Genomic DNA, 21,810 nt, shown 5'->3' with positions numbered 1-21,810 from the left:
AAATGACGGGATATGCCGCGCACCTTACCCAGGCGCGAGGAGCGGGAGAATCCAGCGCCTGCGCAACGCGCTTTTGCGCCAGGCGCAACGCTGGGGTTTCAACGACTGAGCAGTGCCTGGCAAAAATCGACGAAGACCTGTACCCGCCGCGAGCCGCGATGGTTGGGCAGGTACAGCGCGTTGATGGCGCTGCTGGCAGTCCCCGGGCTGATCTGCCAGTCGGCGAACAGCCGCTGCAAGCGCCCGGCCCGGACATCTTCGCGCACCAGCCAATCGGCCAGCAGGGCAATCCCGCTGCCGGCCAACGCAGCTTCACGCAGCAGGTCGGCGTTGGCGCTGCGCAGGGGTCCGCTGACGTCCAGCTCTAGCGCTTGTTCGCCCTGGCGCAGCCGCCACGGCCGGCCGGACTGACCATAGCGAAAACGCAGGCAGGCCTGCTCGAGTAACTGCTGCGGATGCACCAAGGGTGCGCTAGCGCAAAGATAGGCGGGGCTGGCGACCAGCCAGCGCTCAAAGCATCCCAGGCGCTTGCAGACCAATTCGTCGCTCGGCGCAGGTTCGCCCAAGCGGATCGACACGTCGTAGCGACCATCGAGCAGATCATCGAAGCGGTCACTCATGTCGATGTCCAACTCCAACCCCGGGTGCGCCGCCAAGAACCGCCCCAGGTGCGGCGCGATCACCCGTCGACCGAACTCCACCGGCAAACACAGGCGCAGCACCCCAACCGGCTCCTCGCCGCGATCGGCGACACTGGCGTCGGCCTCGGCCAGGGCTTGAATGATCTCCCGCGAGCGCTGGTAGTAACCGACCCCGGCCTCGGTCAAGCTGACCTGACGGGTCGAGCGGTTGAGCAAGGTGGCCCCCAGTTCGCTCTCCAGCGCGTCGACCAGGCGCGTTACCGAGGAGGTGGCAACGCCCAGCTTGCGCGCGGCGGCGGAAAACCCGCGAGCCTCGACCGTGGCCATGAACGTCTTGATCGCCAGCAACTTGTCCATCGGCTGTTTCTGTCCGCCAAATCCTGGAACCTTCCTACAATCAGAGTTCGGAATCAACACAGCGCGAGCCACCCATGCCAGACAATCTGTTTGCTGCCCTGCCCCTGCCTGACGTGCATGCCGCCGAGCACTTCGACGAGCTGTTGACCCGACCAGGCTTGCGCATCGAACGCATCGTTTCCAGTGGCCAGGCCAGTGCGCCGGGATTCTGGTACGACCAGGCTGAGGGTGAGTGGCTGGTCGTGCTCAGCGGCAGCGCTGGATTGCGCCTTGAGCATGAGGCCCAGGAGCGGGTGTTGCGCGTGGGGGATTATCTGGATATCCCCGCTCATTGCCGGCATCGGGTGGAGTGGACCGAGGCTGGGGTGAGTACCGTGTGGCTGGCGGTGTTCTATCGCGATCGATCAACTGGGTGAATTCGCAAGCCATCGCACGGCAATCCGTTTCCCTCGCTGAGTACACACTGCGGCTCTCAAGGCCAGCTACGACCAACGTCGTAATTGCAAAATTTTCACAAGTAAAAAAACGCGCCGTTTAGTGACAAATTCACCACCTGATCTACTCTTTTCGGTGCATCTTAGCTTGCAAACGCCTGCGACAATCAGCCTCACATTGAAATGTACTAACTTGTTAATTAGCTTGCTAAGGGCTTAAACTACGCACATTCCACCTGCGAGATCCCTGGCATGAACGAAACACCGCGCGCCTCTGGCGCCTCGACATTCATCCTGGTCGGCTTGGGCGTTGTCATCGCCCTGCTCGGCTTGCTCCTGGCTGCTGGCGGCGTCAAGCTGGCCGGCCTGGGCGGTTCCTGGTACTTCCTGATTGGCGGCCTGGCCATGGCCATCGCCGGTATCCTCATCGCCCGGCGCAAAACCGCTGGCGCCTGGCTGTTCGCTGCGTTCCTGGTAGGCACTGCCATCTGGGCCGTGGCCGATACCGGCCTGGTGTTCTGGCCGCTGTTCTCGCGCCTGTTCATGTTTGCCGCCATCGGCATGGTGGTCGCCCTGGTCTACCCGATGCTGGCGCGCGCCAATGGGCGCAGCGCCGGTCGTGGTGCTTATGGTCTGGCCGCGGTCATGGCCGTTGGCCTGGTGATCGCCGCCGGCAACATGTTCGTCGCCCACCCAAGCGTAGCGCCTACCGGCAATGGCCCGGGCATGACCCCGGTCGAGCCGGAGAAAGCCCAGAAAGACTGGGCTCACTACGGCAATACCGAAGGTGGCAGCCGCTTCGCTGCCCTCGATCAGATCAACCGCGACAACGTCGACAAGCTGCAAGTGGCCTGGACCTATCACACCGGTGACGTGGCCATCAGCGACGGTAACGGCGCCGAGGACCAGCTGACGCCGCTGCAGGTTGGCAACAAGGTGTTCATCTGCACCCCGCACAACAACCTGATCGCCCTCGATGCCGACACCGGTAAAGAGCTGTGGAAGAACGCCATCAATGCCCAGTCCAAGGTCTGGCAGCGTTGCCGTGGCATGGCCTACTTCGACGCCAGCGCGCCGCTGGCCCAGCCGACCCAACCGAACAGCTCGCCTATCACCGTGGCCAGCGTGGCGCCTGGCGCCAACTGCCAGCGTCGACTGCTGACCAATACCATCGACGGCCGCTTGATCGCCGTCGATGCCGACACCGGCGAGTTCTGCCAGGGCTTTGGCAACAATGGCCAGGTCAACCTGATGGCCGGCCTGGGCGATGTTCCGGATTCGTACTACCAGCTGTCCTCCGCGCCGCTGATGGCCGGCACCACCGTGGTGGTTGGCGGGCGCGTCGCCGACAACGTCCAAACCGACATGCCAGGCGGCGTGATCCGTGGCTTCGACGTGATCACCGGGCAAATGCGCTGGGCCTTCGACCCGGGCAACCCTGAAGATCGCAACGCGCCAGCCGACGGCAGCAGCTATGTACGCAGCACGCCCAACAGCTGGGCGCCGATGTCCTACGACCCGGCAATGAACACCGTGTTCCTGCCGATGGGCTCCTCCTCCACCGACATCTATGGTGTCGAGCGCAGCAAGCTGGACCACACCTACGGCGCCTCGGTGCTGGCCCTGGACGCCACCACCGGCAACCAGAAATGGGTCTACCAGACCGTGCACAACGATCTGTGGGACTTCGACCTGCCCATGCAGCCAAGCCTGATCGACTTCACCAAGGACGACGGCCAGACCGTACCTGCGGTGGTCATCGGCACCAAGGCCGGGCAGATCTACGTGCTCGACCGCGCCACCGGCCAACCGCTGACCCAGGTCGACGAAGTACCGGTCAAGCCGGGCAACATCCCTAACGAGCCGTATTCGCCTACCCAGCCAAAATCGGTCGGCATGCCGCAGATCGGCGCGCAGACCCTGACCGAGTCGGACATGTGGGGCGCTACCCCGTATGACCAGCTGCTGTGCCGTATCGACTTCAAGAAGATGCGCTACGACGGCCTGTACACCGCGCCCGGCACTGACCTGTCGCTGAGCTTCCCAGGCTCGCTGGGCGGCATGAACTGGGGCAGCATTTCTACCGACCCGGTGCATGGCTTCATCTTCGTCAACGACATGCGCCTGGGCCTGTGGATTCAGATGATCCCGTCGCAGAACAAAGGTGCGGCTGCCGGCGGTGGTGAAGCACTGAACACCGGCATGGGCGCGGTACCTCTGAAGGGCACGCCGTATGCGGTGAACAAGAACCGCTTCCTGTCGGTTGCCGGTATTCCGTGCCAGGCCCCGCCCTTCGGCACCCTGACCGCCATCGACATGAAGACCCGCCAGGTGGCCTGGCAGGTTCCGGTCGGCACCGTGGAAGACACCGGCCCGCTCGGCATCCGCATGCACCTGCCGATCAAGATCGGCCTGCCAACCCTGGGCGGTACCCTGTCCACCCAAGGCGGCCTGGTGTTCATCGCCGGCACCCAGGACTTCTACCTGCGCGCCTATAACAGCGCCAATGGTGAAGAAGCCTGGAAAGCCCGTCTGCCGGTGGGCAGCCAGGGCGGCCCGATGACCTATGTTTCGCCCAAGACCGGTAAGCAGTATGTGGTGATCACTGCCGGCGGCGCCCGTCAGTCGACCGACCGTGGCGACTATGTGATTGCTTACGCCTTGCCGTAAACCGCTGTTGACTTCATAGCGGGAAAAGCCCGCTCCCACGCCAACGATCCAATCCGGCGTGGGAGCGGGCTTGCCCCGCGATGAGCCCCGCAATTCCCCAGGAAAGCCTCGCAATGTTCTGTGCTTTGCCCTTCACCCCTACCCGCATCACCGCCGGCCTGCTGCTGGCCCTGGCCAGCACCTGCGCCATGGCCGAAACCGATTTGCTCAATCGCAGCACCATGACCGGCGACTGGGGCGGCTTGCGTCACCAGCTTGAGGACGACGGCGTCAAGTTCACCGGCGACTACAGCGGCGAGACCGCCTATAACGCCCACGGTGGCCTGCACCGCTCGGCGCGCTACTCGCAGAACCTCAAGCTCGGCGTGCAGTTCGACCTGAGCAAGCTGTACGGTCTGGATAACGCTGGCAAGGTCCAACTGACCATCAACGACCGTCGCGGTAACAGCGCCTCCGAGGATCTGGTCGGCAACCGTCTGCCCATCCAGGAAAACTACGGTGGCCTGTACACCCGCCTGACTGAGCTCAGCTACGAGCGCAACTTCACCCCCGCGCTCAACGTCAAGCTCGGCTACATGGCCATGGGCAACGACCTCGGCGGCCTGGACACCGGCATCCTGTGCAACTTCATGAACGCCGGTTTCTGCGGTCACCCACTGAACATGTCCGGGGGCAGTGGCTGGACCAACTACCCCAACGCGCATTTGGGCGCCCGGGTCAAATACGACTTCTCCTCGTCCTGGCAGTTGCGCGTGGCGGCGTTCAACGTCGACCCCGAGAGCAACGGCAACTCCAGCCGCGCCTGGCACCTGGGGCCCAAGCACACCACCGGTACCGTGGTGCCGGTGGAGCTGGTGTACAAGCTGCAGGGCGAACTGCCGGGTGAGTACAAGCTGGGGTACTACTACGACAGCTCCAACGTCAAACGCATTGGCAGCGACAAGGAAGTGGCCGGTCGTGGCGGGCATTACCTGTTGATCGACCAGGCCGTGTGGAACGATCAAAGCCTGCCGGGGCGCAGCCTGCATGCCTTTGGCCAGTACTCGGCGTCGAGCAAGGCCGCTTCGCCATTCACCAAATGGTATGGCGCAGGCGTGGTGCTGTACAAACCGTTCGAAGGGCGCCCGCGCGATACCGTGGCCTTGGGCTATGGCCGCGCCGTGCCTAACCCGCGCAGCCGCGATTTGCTTGAAGACGCAGCGCTGCAAAGTGGCCAGGACTTCCCCGACATCGACAGCGCCGAGCAGTTGATCGAGCTGAGCTACGGCTACCAGGCCACGCCTTGGCTGAACCTGCGTCCGGATGTGCAGTACATCATCGAGCCGGGGGCCTTCTCCGGGACCAACATCGATAATGCCCTGGTGGTTGGATTGCAGGTCAAGGCAACCTTCTGATCATCTGCCCGCATAGCGGCACACGCCCGTTCCTGCACGTGTCTTGCAGGAGCGGGCGTGTACCGCGATGAGGCCACCCCGTCAATGCGCCTGGAGGTAATCCACCAAGCGCCGCAACATCGCATCGCACCCCGCCAACTGCTCGACACTGACAAACTCGTCGGGCTTGTGCCCCTGCTCCATGCTGCCCGGCCCGCACACCACAGTGGGGATGCCGGCCTGATCGAACAGCCCACCTTCAGTCCCAAAAGCCACGGTGCCGAACTCAGTCGAGCCACTGAGCAGCGCAACCCACTGCGCCGCCTCGCTCTGAGCAGGCGTGGCCAAGCCCGGATACGCGCTCAACGGTTGCAGGCGAATGTCGCTAGCCGGATTGACCGCACGCATGCGCGGTAGCAGTTGTGCCTGGGCATAGCTTTGCAACTGGTCGGCCACAGCCTGCGCCTCGAAGCCTGGCAACGCGCGTACCTCGAAGTCGAACTCGCACTCTTCAGGCACGATGTTCAGCGCCCTGCCGCCCTTGATCAGGCCAGTCTGCACGGTGGAGAACGGCGGATCGAAGCGCGCGTCCTGGTCTTGCGCCAGAACCTCGCCTATCTCGCCCAGCTTGCCGATCAAGCGTGCGGCATACTCGATCGCATTGACCCCATACGGCGCATAAGCCGAATGACAGGCCGCGCCCTGCACCTGACAGCGCATGGCCAGCTTGCCCTTGTGGCCGAGCACCGGCTTGAGCTCGGTGGGTTCGCCGATCAGGCACAAGCGTGGCTTGTGCGCCCGCTCCTGGAGGGCTGCGAGCATCGAGCGCACGCCCAGGCAACCGACTTCCTCGTCATAGGAGAAGGCCAGGTGCACCGGGGTTTTCAACGGCTGAGCGAGAAACGCTGGCACTGCGGCCAGTACCGAGGCAATGAAGCCTTTCATGTCAGCCGCGCCGCGACCGTACAGGCGCCCGTCACGTTCGCTCAGGCGAAACGGCTCGACCGTCCAGGCCTGGCCATCCACGGGCACCACGTCGGTATGCCCGGAGAGCACCACGCCGCCCTTATCCAAGGGGCCAATGGTCGCGAACAGATTAGCCTTGGTGCCTTCACGGTTGTGAAACAGCTCGCTGTCCACCCCCAGGCCGGCCAGGTAGTCGCGGATAAAGCCGATCAACTCAAGGTTCGAGTCACGGCTGACCGTGGCAAATCCGATCAGCCGCGCCAGCAGGTCGCGGCTGCTTTGCTCATTCATCCCCCGGTACTCCGTAGCTCGGTGCGCTGGTCGGGTTCAGCGCGCGGGTCACGTAGTCCTGCATCTGCGGGCGGTAGGCTTGCCAAAGGCCATCGAGCTGAGCGATCGGGTCTTCATCCGCCCAGTCAACACGCAGGTCCACCAGCGGCCAGGTCAGCTCACCGGCAATCTTCAGCGCCGCCGAATGAATCGGCCCGGCCTCGCCCCCTGCGGCCACCGCCGCATGCATCGCTGCCAGCAGGCGATCAGCCAGATGCCCGCTGGCCTGTTCGAAGGCGGCGACCATCGCCTCGATCACCTGGATCGACGACAACAGGTTGCCGGCTGCGGCGCATTGCTCGCCGGCTACTGCGTTGTGCACGCCCAAGGCCTCTTTACCGGTAAACAGCGCAACCTGCCCGTGGCTGTCGATCACCGTCACCTGGCGGTACTCGCTCCAGCCGTTGGTACTGAGCACCCGGTCCAGTGCCGCTGCCGCGGGCAAGTCACCCTGCTCCAGGGCGTCGAGGATCTGCGGACCAAGCGCCGGCAAGGTGATGTTCTGGGTCGCCACCGCACCGACGCCTGCGCGCACCCACGGGCATCGGGCTCCCACGGCAATGCTCGAAGAGCTGATGGCAATGCCGACTTGGCCGGTTTCCTGGCAGCGGCCAATGATGGAGAAGGTCATGGTGCAGCTCCTGTCGTTTATTGGCTAATCCAGCGAAAGGCAACTTCCACTCGATGTTGAACGCATTCTGAACAGAAGCCCACGGGCCACGAAACGACCTTTTTCCTTGGCCTTGAAAAGGAAAAAACTAAGTCTGTAAACGCGCGCCTCAAACCCTCTTCAAATAACCCCACGACAGCGCTGCAGCCCTTATTTATCAAGGCCTTCGCCAAACTATAGGCAAGCACTAGCTAAATACTATTTTCGCGACCCAAGGCACATCCCTAGGCTGATTCCAGGCAAAGGCGGTTCACCCACCGACCTGATTAAAACCGCCTTCCAAGAAGGGCTCAGAGATGAACTTGAACACAATTGAAATCGATACCCTCGTGGTCGGCGCCGGCCAGGCCGGGGTTGCCATGAGCGAACACCTGAGCAAGCTCGGCGTGCCGCACCTGGTGCTGGAGCGCAACCGCATCGCCGAGGCCTGGCGCACTGGCCGCTGGGATTCGCTGGTGGCCAACGGCCCGGTCTGGCACGACCGCTTCCCAGGGCTGGAATTCGACCTCGATGCCGATGCCTTCGCCGGCAAGGAGCAGGTCGCCGACTACTTCGAGCGCTATGTGCGCAAATACAACCTGCCGGTACGCACCGGGGTCGAGGTGAAAAAGGTGGTGCGCAACGCCGACCGCCCTGGTTTCACCATCGAGACCAACCACGGCACCATTCTCGCCAACCGCGTGGTCGCCGCCACCGGTCCGTTCCAGCGCCCGGTCATCCCAGCCATCGCGCCGCAGGATGAGCGTCTGCACCAGATCCACTCGGCCGCCTACTTCAACCCCGAGCAGTTGCCTGAAGGCGCGGTGCTGGTGGTGGGCGCGGGCTCCTCTGGGGTGCAGATCGCTGAGGAGCTGATGCGCGCAGGCCGTCAGGTGTACCTGTCGGTGGGCGCCCATGACCGCCCGCCGCGCAGCTATCGCAACCGCGACTTCTGCTGGTGGCTGGGCGTGCTCGGCGAATGGGATGCGGAAATCGCCAAGCCCGGCCGCGAGCACGTAACCATCGCCGTCAGCGGCGCGCGTGGCGGCCACACCGTGGACTTCCGCGCCCTCGCCCACCAAGGCATGACCCTGGTCGGGCTGACCCAGTCGTTCGCCAACGGTGTGGCGCGCTTTCAGGACAACCTGGCCGAAAACATCCAGCGCGGCGACGACAACTACCTGGCCCTGCTCGATGCCGCCGATGCCTATGTCGAGCGCAATGGCCTGGACCTGCCTGAAGAACCTCAAGCGCGCCAACGCCTGGCCGACCCGCAGTGCGTCAGTGCACCGATTCTCGAACTCGACCTGGTCCAGGCTGGCGTCACCAGCATCATCTGGGCAACTGGTTACGGGGTGGATTTCAGCTGGCTGCAGGTCGACACCTTCGACAGCCATGGCAAGCCGCTACACCAGCGCGGCGTCGCGAAAGAGCCTGGCGTGTACTTCCTCGGCCTGCCGTGGTTGTCGCGGCGCGGTTCGTCGTTCATCTGGGGCGTGTGGCACGACGCCAAGCACGTTGCCGGCCATATCGCCACCCAACGCACCTACCTGGCTTACCGCGATCGCCTGCAGCGCGATGCCGATGAGCAAGGCCAAACCTCGATCACTACCCTGAGCACCCTCGGAGCCCACTGATGCCTACTCATACTCGCGTTCGCATGTTCAACACCAAGGCCACCTACCCTAATCAGTCGCTGGACAACGACCTTTGCCAGGCCGTGCGCGCCGGCAACACGGTGTATGTACGGGGCCAGGTGGGAACCGACTTCGAAGGGCGCCTGGTGGGTTTGGGCGATCCGCGTGCTCAGGCAGAGCAGGCGATGAAGAACGTCAAGCAGCTGCTTGAAGAAGCTGGCTCGGACATGTCGCATATCGTCAAGACCACTACCTACATCACCGATCCGCGTTTTCGCGAGCCGGTTTATCAGGAAGTTGGCAAGTGGCTCAAAGGGGTATTCCCGATTTCTACCGGGCTGGTGGTGGCGGGGTTGGCTCAGGCGGAGTGGTTGATGGAGATTGACGTGATTGCGGTGGTACCGGATCAAGTGTGATGAGCTGAGATTGCTATCGCGGGGCAAGCCCGCTCCCACGTGTGCATACAATCATCTCTGAAGTGGGATGAGGCGAGATCGCTATCGCGGGGCAAGCCCGCTCCCACGTGCCACAGCTGATTGTGCGCACACGTGGGAGCGGGCTTGCCCCGCGATGGTGTTCACATCCTGGCCAACTCTTCGCGGCAAAACTCGACGAACAACTGCGCAGGCTTGGTCCACTGCACCCGCTTCAACCGCGCCGCCGCCAACCCCGACAGGGTCACAGGCTCGGCGATATCCACTGTCACCAGCCGCTGGCCGTCATAGGTGCACGGCGAATGCGGCCGGGTCACCAGCAGGGAAAAACCAAAGCCCTGCCCCACCATCCCCCGCACCATCTCGATCGACGGCGAACTGAAGACGATGTTCGGCGTCAGCCCCAGCTCGTTGAACAGGCTGACGAAGTAGGTTCGGCTCGGCGCCACATCCAGCAGGATCATCGGCTCTGGGCAGAGGTCGCGCAGCGACACCTGGGCTTGCCCGGCAAAGCGGTGTTTTTCCGGCAACAGCACATAAGGTTTTTGGGGCGGCATCAAGGGTTCGGCTTCGATGGTGCCATCGAGGTCGTGATCGTAGAGAAACGCCAAATCGAAGGTGCCAGCGGTCAAACCCTGGATCAGGTCCTGCTGCTCGCCATCGCGCAGGCGGATATCCACGCCCGGGTAACGCTGGCGAAAACCTGCGATCAGCCGCGGCAGGTACAGCGGTGCCACTGTCTCAAAGCAACCGATGTCGATCTGCCCGGCCACGGTGTCGTTGTCGGCCAGGGCGTTCTGCTCAAACTCGTGGGCCATCTGCAGCAGTGACTTGGTCTTGGCGTAGAAGCGCTTGCCGCTGGGGGTCAGTGAGACGCCCTGGGCATGGTGGCGGATGAACAACTGCACGCCGAAGCTTTCTTCCAGGCTTTTGATGGCCGTGGATATCGACGGCTGGGCGATGTACAGCTGGCGTGAGGCCTCGGCCACGCTGCCCGCCTCCACCGTGGTGACGAAATACTTGAGTTGTCGCAAGGTATAGGAAGCCACAGGCACCTCTCTGGCGCCGTGGACGGCGCGCTCGAATCATTCCTGTCACCTTACCTTAGCGCTTGCTCAGCGGGCGTGCGGGTGGGGAAGGATTTACCTATGACCTGACGATAGTTTTGTGGGGCTTGGGCCGGCCTCATCGCTGGGCAAGCCCGCTCCCACGCAGTTCTGCGGTTGCCCGGCGATAGGGCGTCAGCATGATCGCTACGGGATATCGACTGAAGCGGTAGCCCGCCAGATCAAAGCCTGGCTGTAGAGTGACCGGGGCTGCTAGGCAGCCCCCTTGGCGGCTTTTGCATCCACCGCATCACCCACAACACCAGCAGCACGTTGACCAACGCCAACCCACACAACGTGCCCAACACCCCCATCGCGCCAAAGTGCTCGAACAGGTAGCCACCCAGCAACGGCGTCAATGCCTGGCCAATCAACGATGGCCGCGACATACGCCCCATCAGCAACACATAGTGCGCAGGTGGCATCAGTGCCAGCGGCAACAGCCCGCGAACGATGGCCCGCAGGCCGTTGCCACACCCGAAGATCAACAGCCCCAGCGCGGTCATACCTGGCGCAAAGGCCACCAACAACAGCCCCAACGCTACCAGCGACACGCAAAACAGCGCGGTCCAGATCGGATGACGCTTGCCGGCAAGGATCTGCAGAACCCGCGACGCCACCTGGCTCGGCCCCAGCATCGCCGCCAGGCCGATGGCCGCTGGCAGGGAGTGCCCCAAGCCCTGCAACACCGCCACCAATTGCACGGCGACTGCAGTCATGATGATTGCGCCCAGGGCAAAGATCGCCGTCAGCAACAGGTACAGGCGCCGGTCCACCACGGCGCTCTCGCCCGCTGTGGCGAGCTTGGCCTGTTCGCCCTGGCCGCCCTTGGGCAGCACCTTCATGTACAGCGGCGCCACCACTAGCAGCAAGACCAGCGCGTAGGCCACGCAAGCCACACGCCAACCGAACTGCTCGATGAGCAAGGCCACGGCCGGCCACGACAAGGTCGAGGCAAAGCCTGAGATCAGGGTGATGCCGGTGATCGCCCGCCCGGCGCCCTCGGCGTACAACGCACCGAGGGTGGAAAACAGCGCTTCGTACAAGCCCATCGCCATGCCCACGCCGATCACTGCCCAGGCCAGCAGAAACAACGCCAGGCTGTGACTGGCGGCCATGATCAGCAGCCCCAGTGCGACCACCGCGCCGCTGCCAGCCAGCTGCGAGCGCCCGCCGTAGCGCGCCACCAGTCGGCTGGACAGCGGCGCCAACAGGGCCGCGACCATCAGGCTCAGCGACAGCGCGCCATACACCCATTGGCTGGCCCAACCGGTCTCGCGCATGATCGGCTCGGCCATCACCGCCAGGATGAAGAACGAACCGCCCCAGACCAGGATCTGCAGTACGCCCAGACCGATGATGGTTTGCGTGCTGGGGTTAAGGGGATCAACTTTCACAATACGCTCATTCACAACATATGCCCTGCCCAGATCCCGCGTCCGACCAGGTCAGCAGCGATTTCGACAAAGGTATCGCCCACATAGCGCGCCGCCGGACTGACCCGCCGATCAGCCGGATACACCAGCACCAACTTGCGCATCGGCGTCGGCTCGACCAAAGGTGCGGCGCAAAGCGTGCCGCTTTCCAGCTGGGCATGTACCGATGCCAATGGCAGCGCGGTCAGGCCGAAGCCATGGCGCACCAGGTCGATCATCGCGCCGAACGAATCCGCCTCGACACTGGTAGTCAACTTCAACCCTCGCGCCTGGGCACATTCATCCATGATCTTGCGCAAACCATGCCGGGCGCTAGGCAGCACAAGCTGATGTCCGGCCAAGCTGTCGAAGGGCACTGGCTGATCCAGGCGCAAACCGGCTTGGGCAGGCCCGACCAGCATGAGGTTTTCCATCATTACCGGGACGATGCGCAATGTGTGCAGCGGTTGCGGATCGTAGGAGATAGCCAATTCCAGCTCGCCGCGTTGCAGCCAATCCAGTAGATAGCCACTAAAGGCCGAAGAAAAGCGCACAGCCAGATCCGGATGAGCCTGGCGGATGCGGCTGACCAGGGGCACGGTGACGATCTCAGCCACCGTTGGCGTGGTCCCCACCACCACGCTACCGCGAAACGCCGCACGGCCGCCGGCTACGGAGCTGCGGATAGATTCCATCTCTTCCATGATCCGTGTGGCATGGGCCAGGACTTCGCGGCCCGCCTCGGTGATCTGCATGCCTCGGCCGTGGCGCTCGAACAAATAGACGCCCAGCTCCTTTTCCAGCTGGCGGATCTGCCGGCTCAGCGCCGGCTGGGCGATGTGCAGGCGGTCGGAAGCCTTGCTCAGGCTGCCGAGCTCAGCGACATGAATCAGGGTTTTGAGTTGAACGACGTCCATGGGCGGGTCCGTTGGGTTTGCGGTGGCAATGCCGGCACCACCCCGGGGCAAGCCTGCATCCTCGAAAGGCACGCGGGCTTGTCCGGCACTGGCGTGCGCAGAGTCTACCTGCATCAGCTATAGAAATCCGGCATATCAGCTAGCTGCCCAGGCCCCTTATTGCCCCGCGCTGGCTGGAGTAGCGTGAGGTCCAACGCCAGGCAGCCTGCCTGCGCGCCTACAACAACAATAAGCGAGGACCCCGCCATGCATCCGTCCACCTCCCCGCCCCAGCCCAACCGCGTGCGCGCGATCCTGGGCGCTTGCTCGGGCAACCTGGTCGAGTGGTACGACTTCTTCATCTACGCCTACACCGCCATCTATTTCGCCGCATCGTTCTTCCCCAAGGGCGACACCACCACGCAACTGTTGGCCACCGCCGGGGTGTTCGCGGTCGGCTTTTTCATGCGCCCACTTGGCGGCTGGATCTTCGGTTGGCTGGCCGACACCCGTGGACGCAAGGTGTCGATGATCATCTCGGTGTTCATGATGTGCGGCGGCTCGCTGCTGATCGCCGTGATGCCAACCTACGAAACCATCGGTATCGCCGCGCCGATCATGCTACTGCTTGCCAGGCTGATCCAGGGTCTGTCGGTGGGCGCTGAATATGGCACCGGCGCCACCTACATCAGTGAAATCGCCACCCCTGGGCGGCGCTGCTTCTATGGCTCGTTCCAGTACTTCACGATCATCGCCGGACAACTGCTGGCGCTGTTCACCGTGGTGGTTCTGCAACAGACGCTGAGTGACGAACAGCTGCGCGAATGGGGTTGGCGCATTCCGTTCTTGATTGGCGCATTGAGCGCAGTGGTGGTGGTCTACCTACGGCGCTCGATGCACGAGACCGCCTCGAAGAAAGACATGCACCGCGAAGGCGCCGGCTCCCTGCGCGCAATGTTCAAGCACAAACGCGCCGTGGCGTTGGTGATCGCCTTCACCATTGGCGGTTCGCTGTACTTCTATACCTTTACCACCTACATGCAGAAGTTCCTGGTGATCTCGGCCGGCTTCGATGCCGAGACGGTGAGCTTCATCATGACCTCGGCACTGATCGGTTTCATGCTCTGTCAGCCGTTGTTCGGGCTGCTCGCCGATCGCCTGGGGATCAAGACCCACATGCTGCTGTTCTCCGGTCTGGGGGTAATGTTGGTGATCCCGCTGCTGTTCGCCATTCAGGGCACGCAGAGCCCACTGATGGCGTTTGCCTTGGTATTCGGCGGGCTGGTGGTGGCTTCGCTGTACACGCCGATTGCCGGAATCGTCAAAGCCGAGTTGTTCCCGCCCGCAGTGCGTACATTGGGGGTGGGTTTTCCCTACGCGCTCGGCAACGCGGCATTCGGCGGCACAGCGGAGTATGTCGCGTTGTCATTTCGCGCCGAGGGCGTTGAAACCTACTTCTTCTTTTACGTCGCAGCCGTGTTGTGCGTGACGTTCATCGCCTCGGTGCTGATGCCCAATCTATCGCGTCATGGCTACATCAGCGGCGATGGGCGGGTTGAGGAAAACACCGGAATGAAGGATGCCCAACGGCTGGCCGATGTTGCCTGACTCTATGTGGCTTAACGCGTAGAGCTATACCCAGGCGGCATATCTCAAAGAGAAAAACGGTAGTCGTCCAAGCCGCAGATGGCCGCCATGATCAAGCAAAACAAGCGCAGCACTGGAGCCCCTCATGTCATCGCATGCAACTGAACCTTCCTGGCAGCAAGACGTGTTCCGCGTCCTCAAGGCCCACGACGTCAAGCACATCGTGTTCGTCCCCGATGCCGGCCACTCGGCGGCCATCCGCCTGGCCTATCAAGACCCCGAGATCAACGCTGTGGTCCTCACCACCGAAGAAGAAGGCATCGGCTACCTGGCCGGCGCCTGGCTGGGAGGTGAACGCGGCGCTCTGCTGATGCAGTCCAGCGGCGTGGGCAACTGCCTCAACACCCTGGCCCTGCAGAACTGTGCCGGCTTCCCCTTGCTGATGGTGGTGACCATGCGCGGCGACTGGGCTGAGTTCAATGCCTGGCAAAACCCCATGGGCCAGGCCACCGAGGCCTCCTTGCAACTGATGAAGGTCATGACCTGGCGCGCCGACCAGCCCGAGGATGTCGCGCCATTGCTGCATGGCGCGGCAACCATGGCCTTCAACGGTGATGCCGCCACTGCCCTGCTGCTCGGCCAGCGCCTGATCGGAGAAAAACAATGGGTCAAGTAAGTGCAAACCACAGCCTGTGCCGCCGCGAAGTGGTGCGCAGCCTGCTCGCCGACCGCCACGACCTGCTGGTGGTAACTGGCTTGGGTTCGGCTTCATATGACGTGATGGCCGCCGGTGATCACCCCAACAACTATTACCTGTGGGCGGCCATGGGCAGCGCGATCACTGTCGGCCTGGGCCTGGCCAACGCCCAGCCGGACAAGTCGGTGGTGGTGATCACCGGTGACGGCGAATTGCTGATGGGTTTTGGCGCCCTGGCCACGGTTGCTCTGCAAAAACCGGCCAACCTGAGCATCGTGGTGCTGGATAACGGCCACTTCGGCGAGACCGGTATGCAGGTCAGTCACGCAGGGTTCGGCATCCAGCTCGACCAGGTCGCGCGTACCTGCGGTTTCAGCTGGACCGATGAAATTCGTGACATCGAAGGTGTGCAGGCACTGCGCGAACGCTTTGCCAACCGCGAAGGGGTCAAGCTGGCCACAGTCAAGATCAAGGCCGAAAACCCACCCCGGATTCTGCCGCCGCGCGATGGCCACTACATCAAGAATCGCTTTCGTGCAGCTTTGGACCTGCTGCCCCTCTAACCTGCCTGGAGAACCCAGATGAGCCATTACCACAACGAAGAACTCACTGCGATTCGCGAAGGCGTGCGCGCCCTGTGCGCCGACTTTCCTGCCGAGTACTGGCGCAAGATCGATGAACACAAGGGCTTTCCCGAAGCCTTCGTCCAGGCGATGACCAGTGCTGGCTGGCTGTCGGCGATGATCCCGGAGGAGTACGGTGGCTCGGGCCTGGGGCTGGCCGAGGCCTCGGTGATCCTTGAAGAGGTCAACCGCTGCGGCGGTAACTCCGGCACCATTCATGGCCAGATGTACAACATGTTCACCTTGCTGCGCCACGGCAGCGAAGCGCAAAAGCGCTATTACCTGCCCAAGCTTGCCAGTGGCGAACTGCGCTTGCAGTCGATGGGCGTCACCGAACCGACCACCGGTACCGACACCACCAAGATCAAGACCACTGCCGTGCGCGACGGCGAGCATTATGTGATCAACGGCCAGAAGGTATGGATCTCGCGAGTTCAGCATTCTGACCTGATGATCCTGCTGGCCCGCACCACTCCGCTGGCTCAGGTTGAAAAAAAGTCCGAGGGCATGTCGATTTTCCTGGTGGATCTGCGTCAAGCCATCGGCAACGGGCTAACCGTGCAGCCGATCGCCAACATGGTCAATCACGAGACCAACGAGCTGTTCTTCGACAACCTGCGCATTCCTGCCAGCAGCCTGATTGGCGAGCAAGGCAAGGGTTTTCGCTACATCCTCGATGGGCTCAATGCCGAACGCACGTTGATCGCCGCCGAGTGTATTGGTGACGGCCGCTGGTTCATCGAGAAATCCAGCCAGTATGCGCGCGACCGGGTCGTGTTCGGCCGCCCGATCGGGCAGAACCAGGGCGTGCAATTTCCTATCGCCGAGGCGCATATCGAGCTTGAGGCGGCCGACTTGATGCGCTGGCGCGCCTGCGCCGAGTACGACAGCGGCCAGAATGCCGGGGCTGCGGCGAACATGGCCAAGTACCTGGCGGCCAAGGCCAGTTGGGAGGCGGCCAATGCCTGCCTGCAGACCCACGGCGGCTTTGGCTTTGCCAACGAGTACGACGTCGAACGCAAGTTCCGCGAGACACGCCTGTATCAGGTGGCGCCAATCTCCACCAACCTGATCCTGTCTTATGTGGCCGAGCATTTGCTGGATTTGCCGCGCTCGTTCTGATCTGGAGCCTGAATCATGACTCAGTCCACTGGCACCCGTCCGCTCGATGGCATCACCGTGGTCAGCCTGGAGCACGCCATCGCCGCACCGTTCTGCACCCGTCAATTGGCCGATCTGGGCGCACGCGTGATCAAGGTCGAACGCCCTGGGGTGGGCGACTTCGCCCGCGGTTACGACCAGCGCGTCAATGGCTTGGCCTCGCACTTCGTCTGGACCAACCGCTCGAAAGAGAGCCTGACCCTGGACCTCAAGCAAGATATCGCACCCAGTATCCTCGAGCAGTTGCTCGAGCAGGCCGACGTGCTGGTGCAAAACCTGGCGCCAGGCGCCGCTGAGCGTCTGGGGCTAGGCTTCGACAAACTGCATGCGCGTTACCCGCGGCTGATCGTCTGCGATATCTCCGGCTACGGTGCGGGCGGGCCTTATGCAGGCAAGAAGGCCTATGACCTGCTGATCCAGAGTGAAGGCGGTTTTCTCTCGGTAACTGGCAATGCCGGGGAGGATCACATGGCCAAGGCCGGCAACTCCATCGCCGACATCGCCGCTGGCATGTATGCCTACAGCGGGATTCTCTCGGCGTTGCTACTCAGAGAGAAGAGCGGTGTCGGCAGCCAGGTACAGGTGTCGATGCTGGAAAGCCTGGTGGAGTGGATGGGTTATCCACTGTATTACGCCTATGCCGGTGCCAGCCCGCCGCCCAGGGCGGGCGCAGCTCACGCCACTATCTATCCGTACGGACCGTTCCCTACCGGCGATGGCCGCACGGTCATGCTCGGCCTGCAAAACGAGCGGGAATGGAAGGTGTTCTGCGAACAGGTGCTCGAACAACCCGCGCTGGCCGAGGACCAGCGCTTTGCCGCCAACTTCAAACGTGTGGAAAACCGCGACGCCTTGCGTGAGCTGATCACTGGCGCCTTCACGGCACTGGACCTGGCCACGGTGATCGGGCGCCTGGAGCGCGCCGGTATCGCCAATGCCCAGGTCAACGACATGCGCGGTGTCTGGCAGCACCCGCAGTTGCAAGCACGGCAACGCTGGCGCCTGGTCAAGACCAGCGCCGGCGAGGTGCCTGCCCTGCTACCGCCGGCGACCAGCAATGCCTATACAACGCGCATGGATCCGGTGCCGGCCTTGGGTGAGCACAGTGCCGCGATCCTCGCCGAACTGGGCCTTAGCCCTGAGCGAATTGCCAGCCTGCGAGGCGCTGGCGCGATCTGACTTGCAACGAGGACAACAATGACAACGCACAACCTCAAGGATTGGATCGGCCGCAGCGAAGAGCGCAGCGATCGCCTCAGCCACAACCTGGTCAAGCGCATCGGCGCAACCTTGGGCGAAGCTGCGCCCAGTCCAGGCGAGGCCTTACCGTTACTCTGGCACTGGGCATTCTTCCAGGACCCGCTGCCCGAATCCGGCCTGGGCGATGATGGCCATCCGGCGCGGGGCGGTTTCCTGCCGCCGGCGGACAAGCGTAATCGAATGTGGGCCGGCAGCCGCCTGACATTCATCGAACCACTGCGGGTGGAAGCGCAGGTGATCTGTCGCTCGACGATAGCCAAGGTCGAAGAAAAGCATGGCCGCACTGGCGCGCTGCTGTTCGTCACCGTGCTGCATGAATACTTCCAGGATGGCCGCATCGCCCTGCGCGATGAACAGGACATCGTCTACCGCGAACCGAGCCCACCCAAACTTGGCGGGACCCAAGCGATGCCTGAAGGGCAATGGCATGAACCGGTACAGCCCAATGCGACCCTGCTGTTCCGCTATTCGGCAGTCACCTTCAACGGCCATCGCATTCACTATGACTGGCCCTACGTGCGCGAAACCGAAGGCTATCCGGGCCTGGTAGTGCATGGCCCGCTGATTGCCACGCTTAGCCTGCGCGCGTTCCAGCGCGCCAACCCGCACGTTCGAGTGACTGGCTTTGCCTTCCGCGGCTTGCGGCCGCTGATCTCACCGCAGCCATTCGAGGTAGGCGGTTGCCTGCTCGCAGACGGCAAAGCGCAAGTGTGGGCCGGCAACCAGGCGGGTTTGGCACAAATAGGCGAAGTCGCTTTCGTTTCGGAGGATAGCCAATGAACCGGGAGATCGTGCGCACGGCACTGTTCGTGCCGGCAACCCGCCCAGAACGCTTTGCCAAGGCCTTGGCCAGCGGCGCCGAGCGGGTCATCATCGACCTTGAAGATGCCGTGGAGGAAGCCCTCAAGGATCAGGCCCGAGCAAACCTTGAAAGATTTCTCGAACAATCGGCCCCGCTGCAGGTACTGGTGCGGGTCAATGCCCCTGAGCACACCGGCCATCAGGCGGATTTGCAGGTGTGCCAGCGCTATCCAGGCGTGATCGGCATCTTGCTGCCCAAGGCAGAAACCGTCGAACAGATCCGCAGCGTGCATGCCACCGGCAAGCCGGTGTGGCCGATCATAGAAAGCGCCAGGGGCCTGGCCGCCCTGCCCCAACTGGCCAGTGCCCAAGGTGTCGAGCGCTTGTCGTTCGGCAGCCTCGACCTGGCGCTGGACCTGAACCTGCGCGATGGCAGCGAGGCAGCTGCGCAGGTACTGGGCCAGGCGCGTTACGCGGTACTGCTGCACAGCCGCGTGGCGCAGTTGGCGCCGCCGCTGGATGGGGTGTTTGCGGCAATTGCCGACAGCGAGGGGTTACGCCGACATATCGGCTTTGCCCGCGACATGGGTTTTGGCGGCGCCTTGTGCATCCACCCGGCGCAGGTGGCCCTGATCCATCAAGCCTTCATGCCCGATGCCGCCGAGCTGCAGTGGGCACAGCGTGTGGTGGCGCAGGCTGAAGACGGTGCCGGGGTCTTTACCCTGGATGGCCAGATGATCGATGCACCGGTGATCCTCCGTGCCCGCGCGCTCCTGCACCGCGCAAGCCGCTGACGCGCGCGGCGGTTGCCCGCCGTCGATCCTTGAGGCAGCCGCCGAATTGATGGCTGAAATTGGCTTTGGCGCGATGAGCATGCGCCAGTTGGCCAGTCGAGTGGGCATGCTGCCAGGCAGCCTCTATCATCACGTCACCGGTAAGCAGGACCTATTGTTGCTGGTGTTGATGGATGTGCTGGATCGGCGCTTGGCCGCTTGGCGAGTACGCCGGAACAAACGCGAACTGCGCACCTACCTGGAGTATGTGCTGGCACGCCAGTGCTCGCATCCGTTGGAGGAGGTGTTGTTGCGCCATGAGGCTCGGCACCTGCTGGATGATCAGCGGCGCTGGCTCGAACAGCGGCTTGAGCGGTTAAAGGCGCCGTTGCTGGCGATCATCGAGCAGGGACAGCGCAGCGGGCGCTTTCGGGTGATGGACCGGCGCACAGCGGTGGCGGGCATACTGGCGGTCGTCAACGCTGCGGCGGATCTTCGCAGCGGTGGACTGGACGAAGCGAGCATCCAGGCGTGGGCGCTACGTGTGTGCCTGAGGATTCTCACTAGCCCTTAGCTCCAAGCCTGAGCGGCCTCATCAGTCCCTGAGTTGATTGACGCCAAGCATCATGCCCGCCATCGATGAAATATCGCGACATATCATTCTGCGTGATAATAACCTTCGCCGCGTTCGATTCGTTCCCTGCGCGCACGAGCCGCAGAATCCGCCCACTATCCAATAATTGGCGGAGTTCTCCATGGAACCATCACTCAAACCCCTGCGCTATCCCCTCGCTGCCCTGGCAGTGCTGGTGATCAGCGCTTGCGGTCGAACCCCCGACGCCGTGCAGGCCCCCGCTGCGCCCAAGGTCAGTGTGGCGAAGGTGATCGAGCAGCCGATCAACGAGTGGGACGAGTTCACCGGGCGCCTGGAAGCTCCGGAAACCGTCGAGGTGCGGCCGCGGGTCTCGGGCCAGATCGACCTGGTGGGCTTCACCGAAGGCGCCCAAGTGAAAAAAGGCGACCTGCTGTTCCAGATCGACCCGCGCCCGTTCCAGGCCGAAGTCCGCCGCCTCGAAGCACAGCTGCAACAAGCCCGCGCCACCGCCGTGCGCAGCGAAAACGAAGCGCGTCGTGGCGAGCGCCTGCGCGACAGCAACGCGATCTCTGCCGAGCTTGCCGAATCGCGCACCAGCGCTGCTGCCGAAGCGCGTGCCGGTGTCGCTGCAATCCAGGCCCAGCTGGACCTGGCCCGCCTGAACCTGAGCTTCACCCGCGTCACCGCGCCGATCAGCGGCCGGGTCAGCCGCGCCGAGTTCACTGCCGGCAACATCGTCACTGCCGACGTCACCCCGCTGACCTCGGTGGTTTCCACCGACAAGGTGTACGCCTACTTCGACGCCGACGAGCGCGTGTACCTCAAGTACACCCAGCTGGCGCGCGAAGGCCAGCGCGGCCAGAGCACCCCGGTCTACCTGGGCCTGACCAACGAAGCTGGCAACCCGCACCTGGGCCAGATGAACTTTGTCGACAACCAGGTCAACCCGCGCACCGGCACCATCCGTGGCCGTGCCGTGTTCGACAACCGCGACGGTCAGTTCACCCCGGGGCTGTACGCCCGTCTCAAGCTGGTCGGCAGCGCCAAGTACGACGCCGTGCTGATCAACGACGAAGCGGTCGGCACCGACCTTGGCAAGAAGTTCGTGCTGGTCATGGACAAGGACAACAAGGCCGCCTACCGCGCGGTGGAGCTGGGACCCAAGCTTGAAGGCCTGCGCATCGTGCGTAGCGGCCTGGGCAAGGACGACCGCATCGTGGTCAAGGGCCTGCAACGGGTACGCCCGGGCTCGCCGGTGACCCCGGAAGAAATCGCCATGGCCAGTGAGCAGACCCTCGCCACCCTGGCCCGTCAGCGCCAGGCGCTCGAAGCCAGCAACCCGGCGCCGCGCGTGGCCGGCTCCAGTGAGAAAGTCGCCAGTGCCCAGGCACCGCGCGGTTAAGGG

Annotated in this window: 20 protein-coding genes; 14 read left to right on the top strand and 6 right to left on the bottom strand. The window is 63.3% G+C overall.

Going from position 1 to position 21,810, the window contains the following annotated elements; genetic code table 11:
- Positions 1-98: 98 nt before the first annotated feature.
- Positions 99-998: a LysR family transcriptional regulator gene (locus ACI2JX_RS18905; RefSeq protein WP_368971468.1), complete on the bottom strand. Its 900-nt coding sequence runs from the start codon at positions 996-998 to the stop codon at positions 99-101.
- A gap of 74 nt (positions 999-1,072) precedes the next feature.
- Between ACI2JX_RS18905 and ACI2JX_RS18900 the strand changes: the two genes are divergently transcribed.
- The 3 genes from ACI2JX_RS18900 to ACI2JX_RS18890 all read left to right on the top strand — a co-directional run bounded on the left by ACI2JX_RS18900 (position 1,073) and on the right by ACI2JX_RS18890 (position 5,496).
- On the top strand, positions 1,073-1,414 hold the full coding sequence (locus ACI2JX_RS18900) for a cupin domain-containing protein (protein ID WP_368971467.1): 342 nt from the start codon (positions 1,073-1,075) through the stop codon (positions 1,412-1,414).
- Between the two features lie 270 nt (positions 1,415-1,684).
- Positions 1,685-4,102 carry a glucose/quinate/shikimate family membrane-bound PQQ-dependent dehydrogenase gene (locus tag ACI2JX_RS18895; protein ID WP_264234594.1) on the top strand — a complete coding sequence of 806 codons (2,418 nt, stop codon included), beginning with the start codon at positions 1,685-1,687 and terminating at the stop codon, positions 4,100-4,102.
- A gap of 113 nt (positions 4,103-4,215) precedes the next feature.
- Entirely contained in the window at positions 4,216-5,496 is a 1,281-nt protein-coding gene (locus ACI2JX_RS18890; protein ID WP_404690726.1) for a carbohydrate porin, read from the top strand.
- 81 nt (positions 5,497-5,577) lie between these two features.
- On the opposite strand, the gene argE is transcribed toward ACI2JX_RS18890, so the two are convergent.
- The gene (gene argE / locus ACI2JX_RS18885) at positions 5,578-6,732 is read right to left on the bottom strand and encodes an acetylornithine deacetylase (RefSeq protein WP_404690725.1); all 1,155 of its coding nucleotides are present in this window, start codon (positions 6,730-6,732) and stop codon (positions 5,578-5,580) included.
- Positions 6,725-7,402, bottom strand: coding sequence for a DUF1028 domain-containing protein (locus ACI2JX_RS18880; protein WP_404690724.1), 678 nt, complete (start codon positions 7,400-7,402; stop codon positions 6,725-6,727). The genes argE and ACI2JX_RS18880 overlap by 8 nt, the downstream gene beginning before the upstream one ends.
- Positions 7,403-7,737: 335 nt before the next feature.
- Here ACI2JX_RS18880 and ACI2JX_RS18875 point away from each other — a divergent pair, with 335 nt between their 5' ends.
- Positions 7,738-9,057: a flavin-containing monooxygenase gene (locus ACI2JX_RS18875; protein ID WP_404690723.1), complete on the top strand. Its 1,320-nt coding sequence runs from the start codon at positions 7,738-7,740 to the stop codon at positions 9,055-9,057.
- Positions 9,057-9,473 carry a RidA family protein gene (locus ACI2JX_RS18870; RefSeq protein ID WP_186553300.1) on the top strand — a complete coding sequence of 139 codons (417 nt, stop codon included), beginning with the start codon at positions 9,057-9,059 and terminating at the stop codon, positions 9,471-9,473. The genes ACI2JX_RS18875 and ACI2JX_RS18870 overlap by 1 nt, the downstream gene beginning before the upstream one ends.
- Positions 9,474-9,634: 161 nt before the next feature.
- Here ACI2JX_RS18870 and ACI2JX_RS18865 read toward each other — a convergent pair whose 3' ends face one another.
- The 3 genes from ACI2JX_RS18865 to ACI2JX_RS18855 form a co-directional block, all read right to left on the bottom strand.
- Positions 9,635-10,540 carry a LysR family transcriptional regulator gene (locus tag ACI2JX_RS18865; RefSeq protein WP_368971462.1) on the bottom strand — a complete coding sequence of 302 codons (906 nt, stop codon included), beginning with the start codon at positions 10,538-10,540 and terminating at the stop codon, positions 9,635-9,637.
- A gap of 239 nt (positions 10,541-10,779) precedes the next feature.
- The gene (locus ACI2JX_RS18860) at positions 10,780-11,994 is read right to left on the bottom strand and encodes an MFS transporter (RefSeq protein ID WP_404690722.1); all 1,215 of its coding nucleotides are present in this window, start codon (positions 11,992-11,994) and stop codon (positions 10,780-10,782) included.
- Positions 11,995-12,005: 11 nt separating this feature from the next.
- On the bottom strand, positions 12,006-12,929 hold the full coding sequence (locus tag ACI2JX_RS18855) for a LysR substrate-binding domain-containing protein (RefSeq protein ID WP_404690721.1): 924 nt from the start codon (positions 12,927-12,929) through the stop codon (positions 12,006-12,008).
- Positions 12,930-13,175: 246 nt separating this feature from the next.
- Here ACI2JX_RS18855 and ACI2JX_RS18850 point away from each other — a divergent pair, with 246 nt between their 5' ends.
- From ACI2JX_RS18850 to mexE, 9 genes are all read left to right on the top strand, one after another.
- Positions 13,176-14,516 carry an MFS family transporter gene (locus ACI2JX_RS18850; RefSeq protein ID WP_404690720.1) on the top strand — a complete coding sequence of 447 codons (1,341 nt, stop codon included), beginning with the start codon at positions 13,176-13,178 and terminating at the stop codon, positions 14,514-14,516.
- Positions 14,517-14,640: 124 nt separating this feature from the next.
- Positions 14,641-15,171: a thiamine pyrophosphate-binding protein gene (locus ACI2JX_RS18845; protein WP_312152925.1), complete on the top strand. Its 531-nt coding sequence runs from the start codon at positions 14,641-14,643 to the stop codon at positions 15,169-15,171.
- Positions 15,159-15,755: a thiamine pyrophosphate-dependent enzyme gene (locus ACI2JX_RS18840; protein ID WP_404690719.1), complete on the top strand. Its 597-nt coding sequence runs from the start codon at positions 15,159-15,161 to the stop codon at positions 15,753-15,755. Before ACI2JX_RS18845 ends, ACI2JX_RS18840 begins: the two co-directional genes overlap by 13 nt.
- A gap of 18 nt (positions 15,756-15,773) precedes the next feature.
- On the top strand, positions 15,774-16,937 hold the full coding sequence (locus tag ACI2JX_RS18835) for an acyl-CoA dehydrogenase family protein (protein ID WP_312152922.1): 1,164 nt from the start codon (positions 15,774-15,776) through the stop codon (positions 16,935-16,937).
- Between the two features lie 15 nt (positions 16,938-16,952).
- Positions 16,953-18,155: a CaiB/BaiF CoA transferase family protein gene (locus ACI2JX_RS18830; protein ID WP_404690718.1), complete on the top strand. Its 1,203-nt coding sequence runs from the start codon at positions 16,953-16,955 to the stop codon at positions 18,153-18,155.
- 18 nt (positions 18,156-18,173) lie between these two features.
- Positions 18,174-19,016 (top strand): MaoC family dehydratase N-terminal domain-containing protein, encoded by an 843-nt coding sequence (locus tag ACI2JX_RS18825; protein WP_404690717.1) that lies wholly within the window; start codon positions 18,174-18,176, stop codon positions 19,014-19,016.
- Positions 19,013-19,831: an HpcH/HpaI aldolase/citrate lyase family protein gene (locus ACI2JX_RS18820; RefSeq protein ID WP_404690716.1), complete on the top strand. Its 819-nt coding sequence runs from the start codon at positions 19,013-19,015 to the stop codon at positions 19,829-19,831. The genes ACI2JX_RS18825 and ACI2JX_RS18820 overlap by 4 nt, the downstream gene beginning before the upstream one ends.
- On the top strand, positions 19,797-20,384 hold the full coding sequence (locus tag ACI2JX_RS18815; protein WP_404690715.1) for a TetR/AcrR family transcriptional regulator: 588 nt from the start codon (positions 19,797-19,799) through the stop codon (positions 20,382-20,384). The genes ACI2JX_RS18820 and ACI2JX_RS18815 overlap by 35 nt, the downstream gene beginning before the upstream one ends.
- A gap of 181 nt (positions 20,385-20,565) precedes the next feature.
- Positions 20,566-21,807 (top strand): multidrug efflux RND transporter periplasmic adaptor subunit MexE, encoded by a 1,242-nt coding sequence (gene mexE, locus ACI2JX_RS18810; RefSeq protein ID WP_186553307.1) that lies wholly within the window; start codon positions 20,566-20,568, stop codon positions 21,805-21,807.
- Positions 21,808-21,810 lie beyond the last annotated feature (3 nt).

Origin of the sequence: Pseudomonas sp. NPDC088890 (genome assembly GCF_044900155.1) — a bacterium.
In the GTDB taxonomy this organism is placed as follows: domain Bacteria; phylum Pseudomonadota; class Gammaproteobacteria; order Pseudomonadales; family Pseudomonadaceae; genus Aquipseudomonas; species Aquipseudomonas urmiensis.
The sequence above is the reverse complement of the archived record's forward strand: the minus strand, read 5'-3'. Positions and strand labels throughout refer to the sequence as shown.

What these genes read in the sequence shown, in the direction of transcription:
- ACI2JX_RS18890 (WP_404690726.1), top strand. Translation starts at nt 4,216, where the DNA reads ATGTTCTGTGCTTTGCCCTTCACCCCTACCCGCATCACCGCCGGCCTG.
- ACI2JX_RS18825 (WP_404690717.1), top strand. Translation starts at nt 18,174, where the DNA reads ATGACAACGCACAACCTCAAGGATTGGATCGGCCGCAGCGAAGAGCGC.
- ACI2JX_RS18875 (WP_404690723.1), top strand. Translation starts at nt 7,738, where the DNA reads ATGAACTTGAACACAATTGAAATCGATACCCTCGTGGTCGGCGCCGGC.
- ACI2JX_RS18870 (WP_186553300.1), top strand. Translation starts at nt 9,057, where the DNA reads ATGCCTACTCATACTCGCGTTCGCATGTTCAACACCAAGGCCACCTAC.
- ACI2JX_RS18895 (WP_264234594.1), top strand. Translation starts at nt 1,685, where the DNA reads ATGAACGAAACACCGCGCGCCTCTGGCGCCTCGACATTCATCCTGGTC.
- ACI2JX_RS18830 (WP_404690718.1), top strand. Translation starts at nt 16,953, where the DNA reads ATGACTCAGTCCACTGGCACCCGTCCGCTCGATGGCATCACCGTGGTC.
- ACI2JX_RS18850 (WP_404690720.1), top strand. Translation starts at nt 13,176, where the DNA reads ATGCATCCGTCCACCTCCCCGCCCCAGCCCAACCGCGTGCGCGCGATC.
- ACI2JX_RS18905 (WP_368971468.1), bottom strand. Translation starts at nt 998, where the DNA reads ATGGACAAGTTGCTGGCGATCAAGACGTTCATGGCCACGGTCGAGGCT.
- argE (WP_404690725.1), bottom strand. Translation starts at nt 6,732, where the DNA reads ATGAATGAGCAAAGCAGCCGCGACCTGCTGGCGCGGCTGATCGGATTT.
- mexE (WP_186553307.1), top strand. Translation starts at nt 20,566, where the DNA reads ATGGAACCATCACTCAAACCCCTGCGCTATCCCCTCGCTGCCCTGGCA.
- ACI2JX_RS18900 (WP_368971467.1), top strand. Translation starts at nt 1,073, where the DNA reads ATGCCAGACAATCTGTTTGCTGCCCTGCCCCTGCCTGACGTGCATGCC.
- ACI2JX_RS18840 (WP_404690719.1), top strand. Translation starts at nt 15,159, where the DNA reads ATGGGTCAAGTAAGTGCAAACCACAGCCTGTGCCGCCGCGAAGTGGTG.
- ACI2JX_RS18845 (WP_312152925.1), top strand. Translation starts at nt 14,641, where the DNA reads ATGTCATCGCATGCAACTGAACCTTCCTGGCAGCAAGACGTGTTCCGC.
- ACI2JX_RS18880 (WP_404690724.1), bottom strand. Translation starts at nt 7,402, where the DNA reads ATGACCTTCTCCATCATTGGCCGCTGCCAGGAAACCGGCCAAGTCGGC.
- ACI2JX_RS18820 (WP_404690716.1), top strand. Translation starts at nt 19,013, where the DNA reads ATGAACCGGGAGATCGTGCGCACGGCACTGTTCGTGCCGGCAACCCGC.
- ACI2JX_RS18855 (WP_404690721.1), bottom strand. Translation starts at nt 12,929, where the DNA reads ATGGACGTCGTTCAACTCAAAACCCTGATTCATGTCGCTGAGCTCGGC.
- ACI2JX_RS18835 (WP_312152922.1), top strand. Translation starts at nt 15,774, where the DNA reads ATGAGCCATTACCACAACGAAGAACTCACTGCGATTCGCGAAGGCGTG.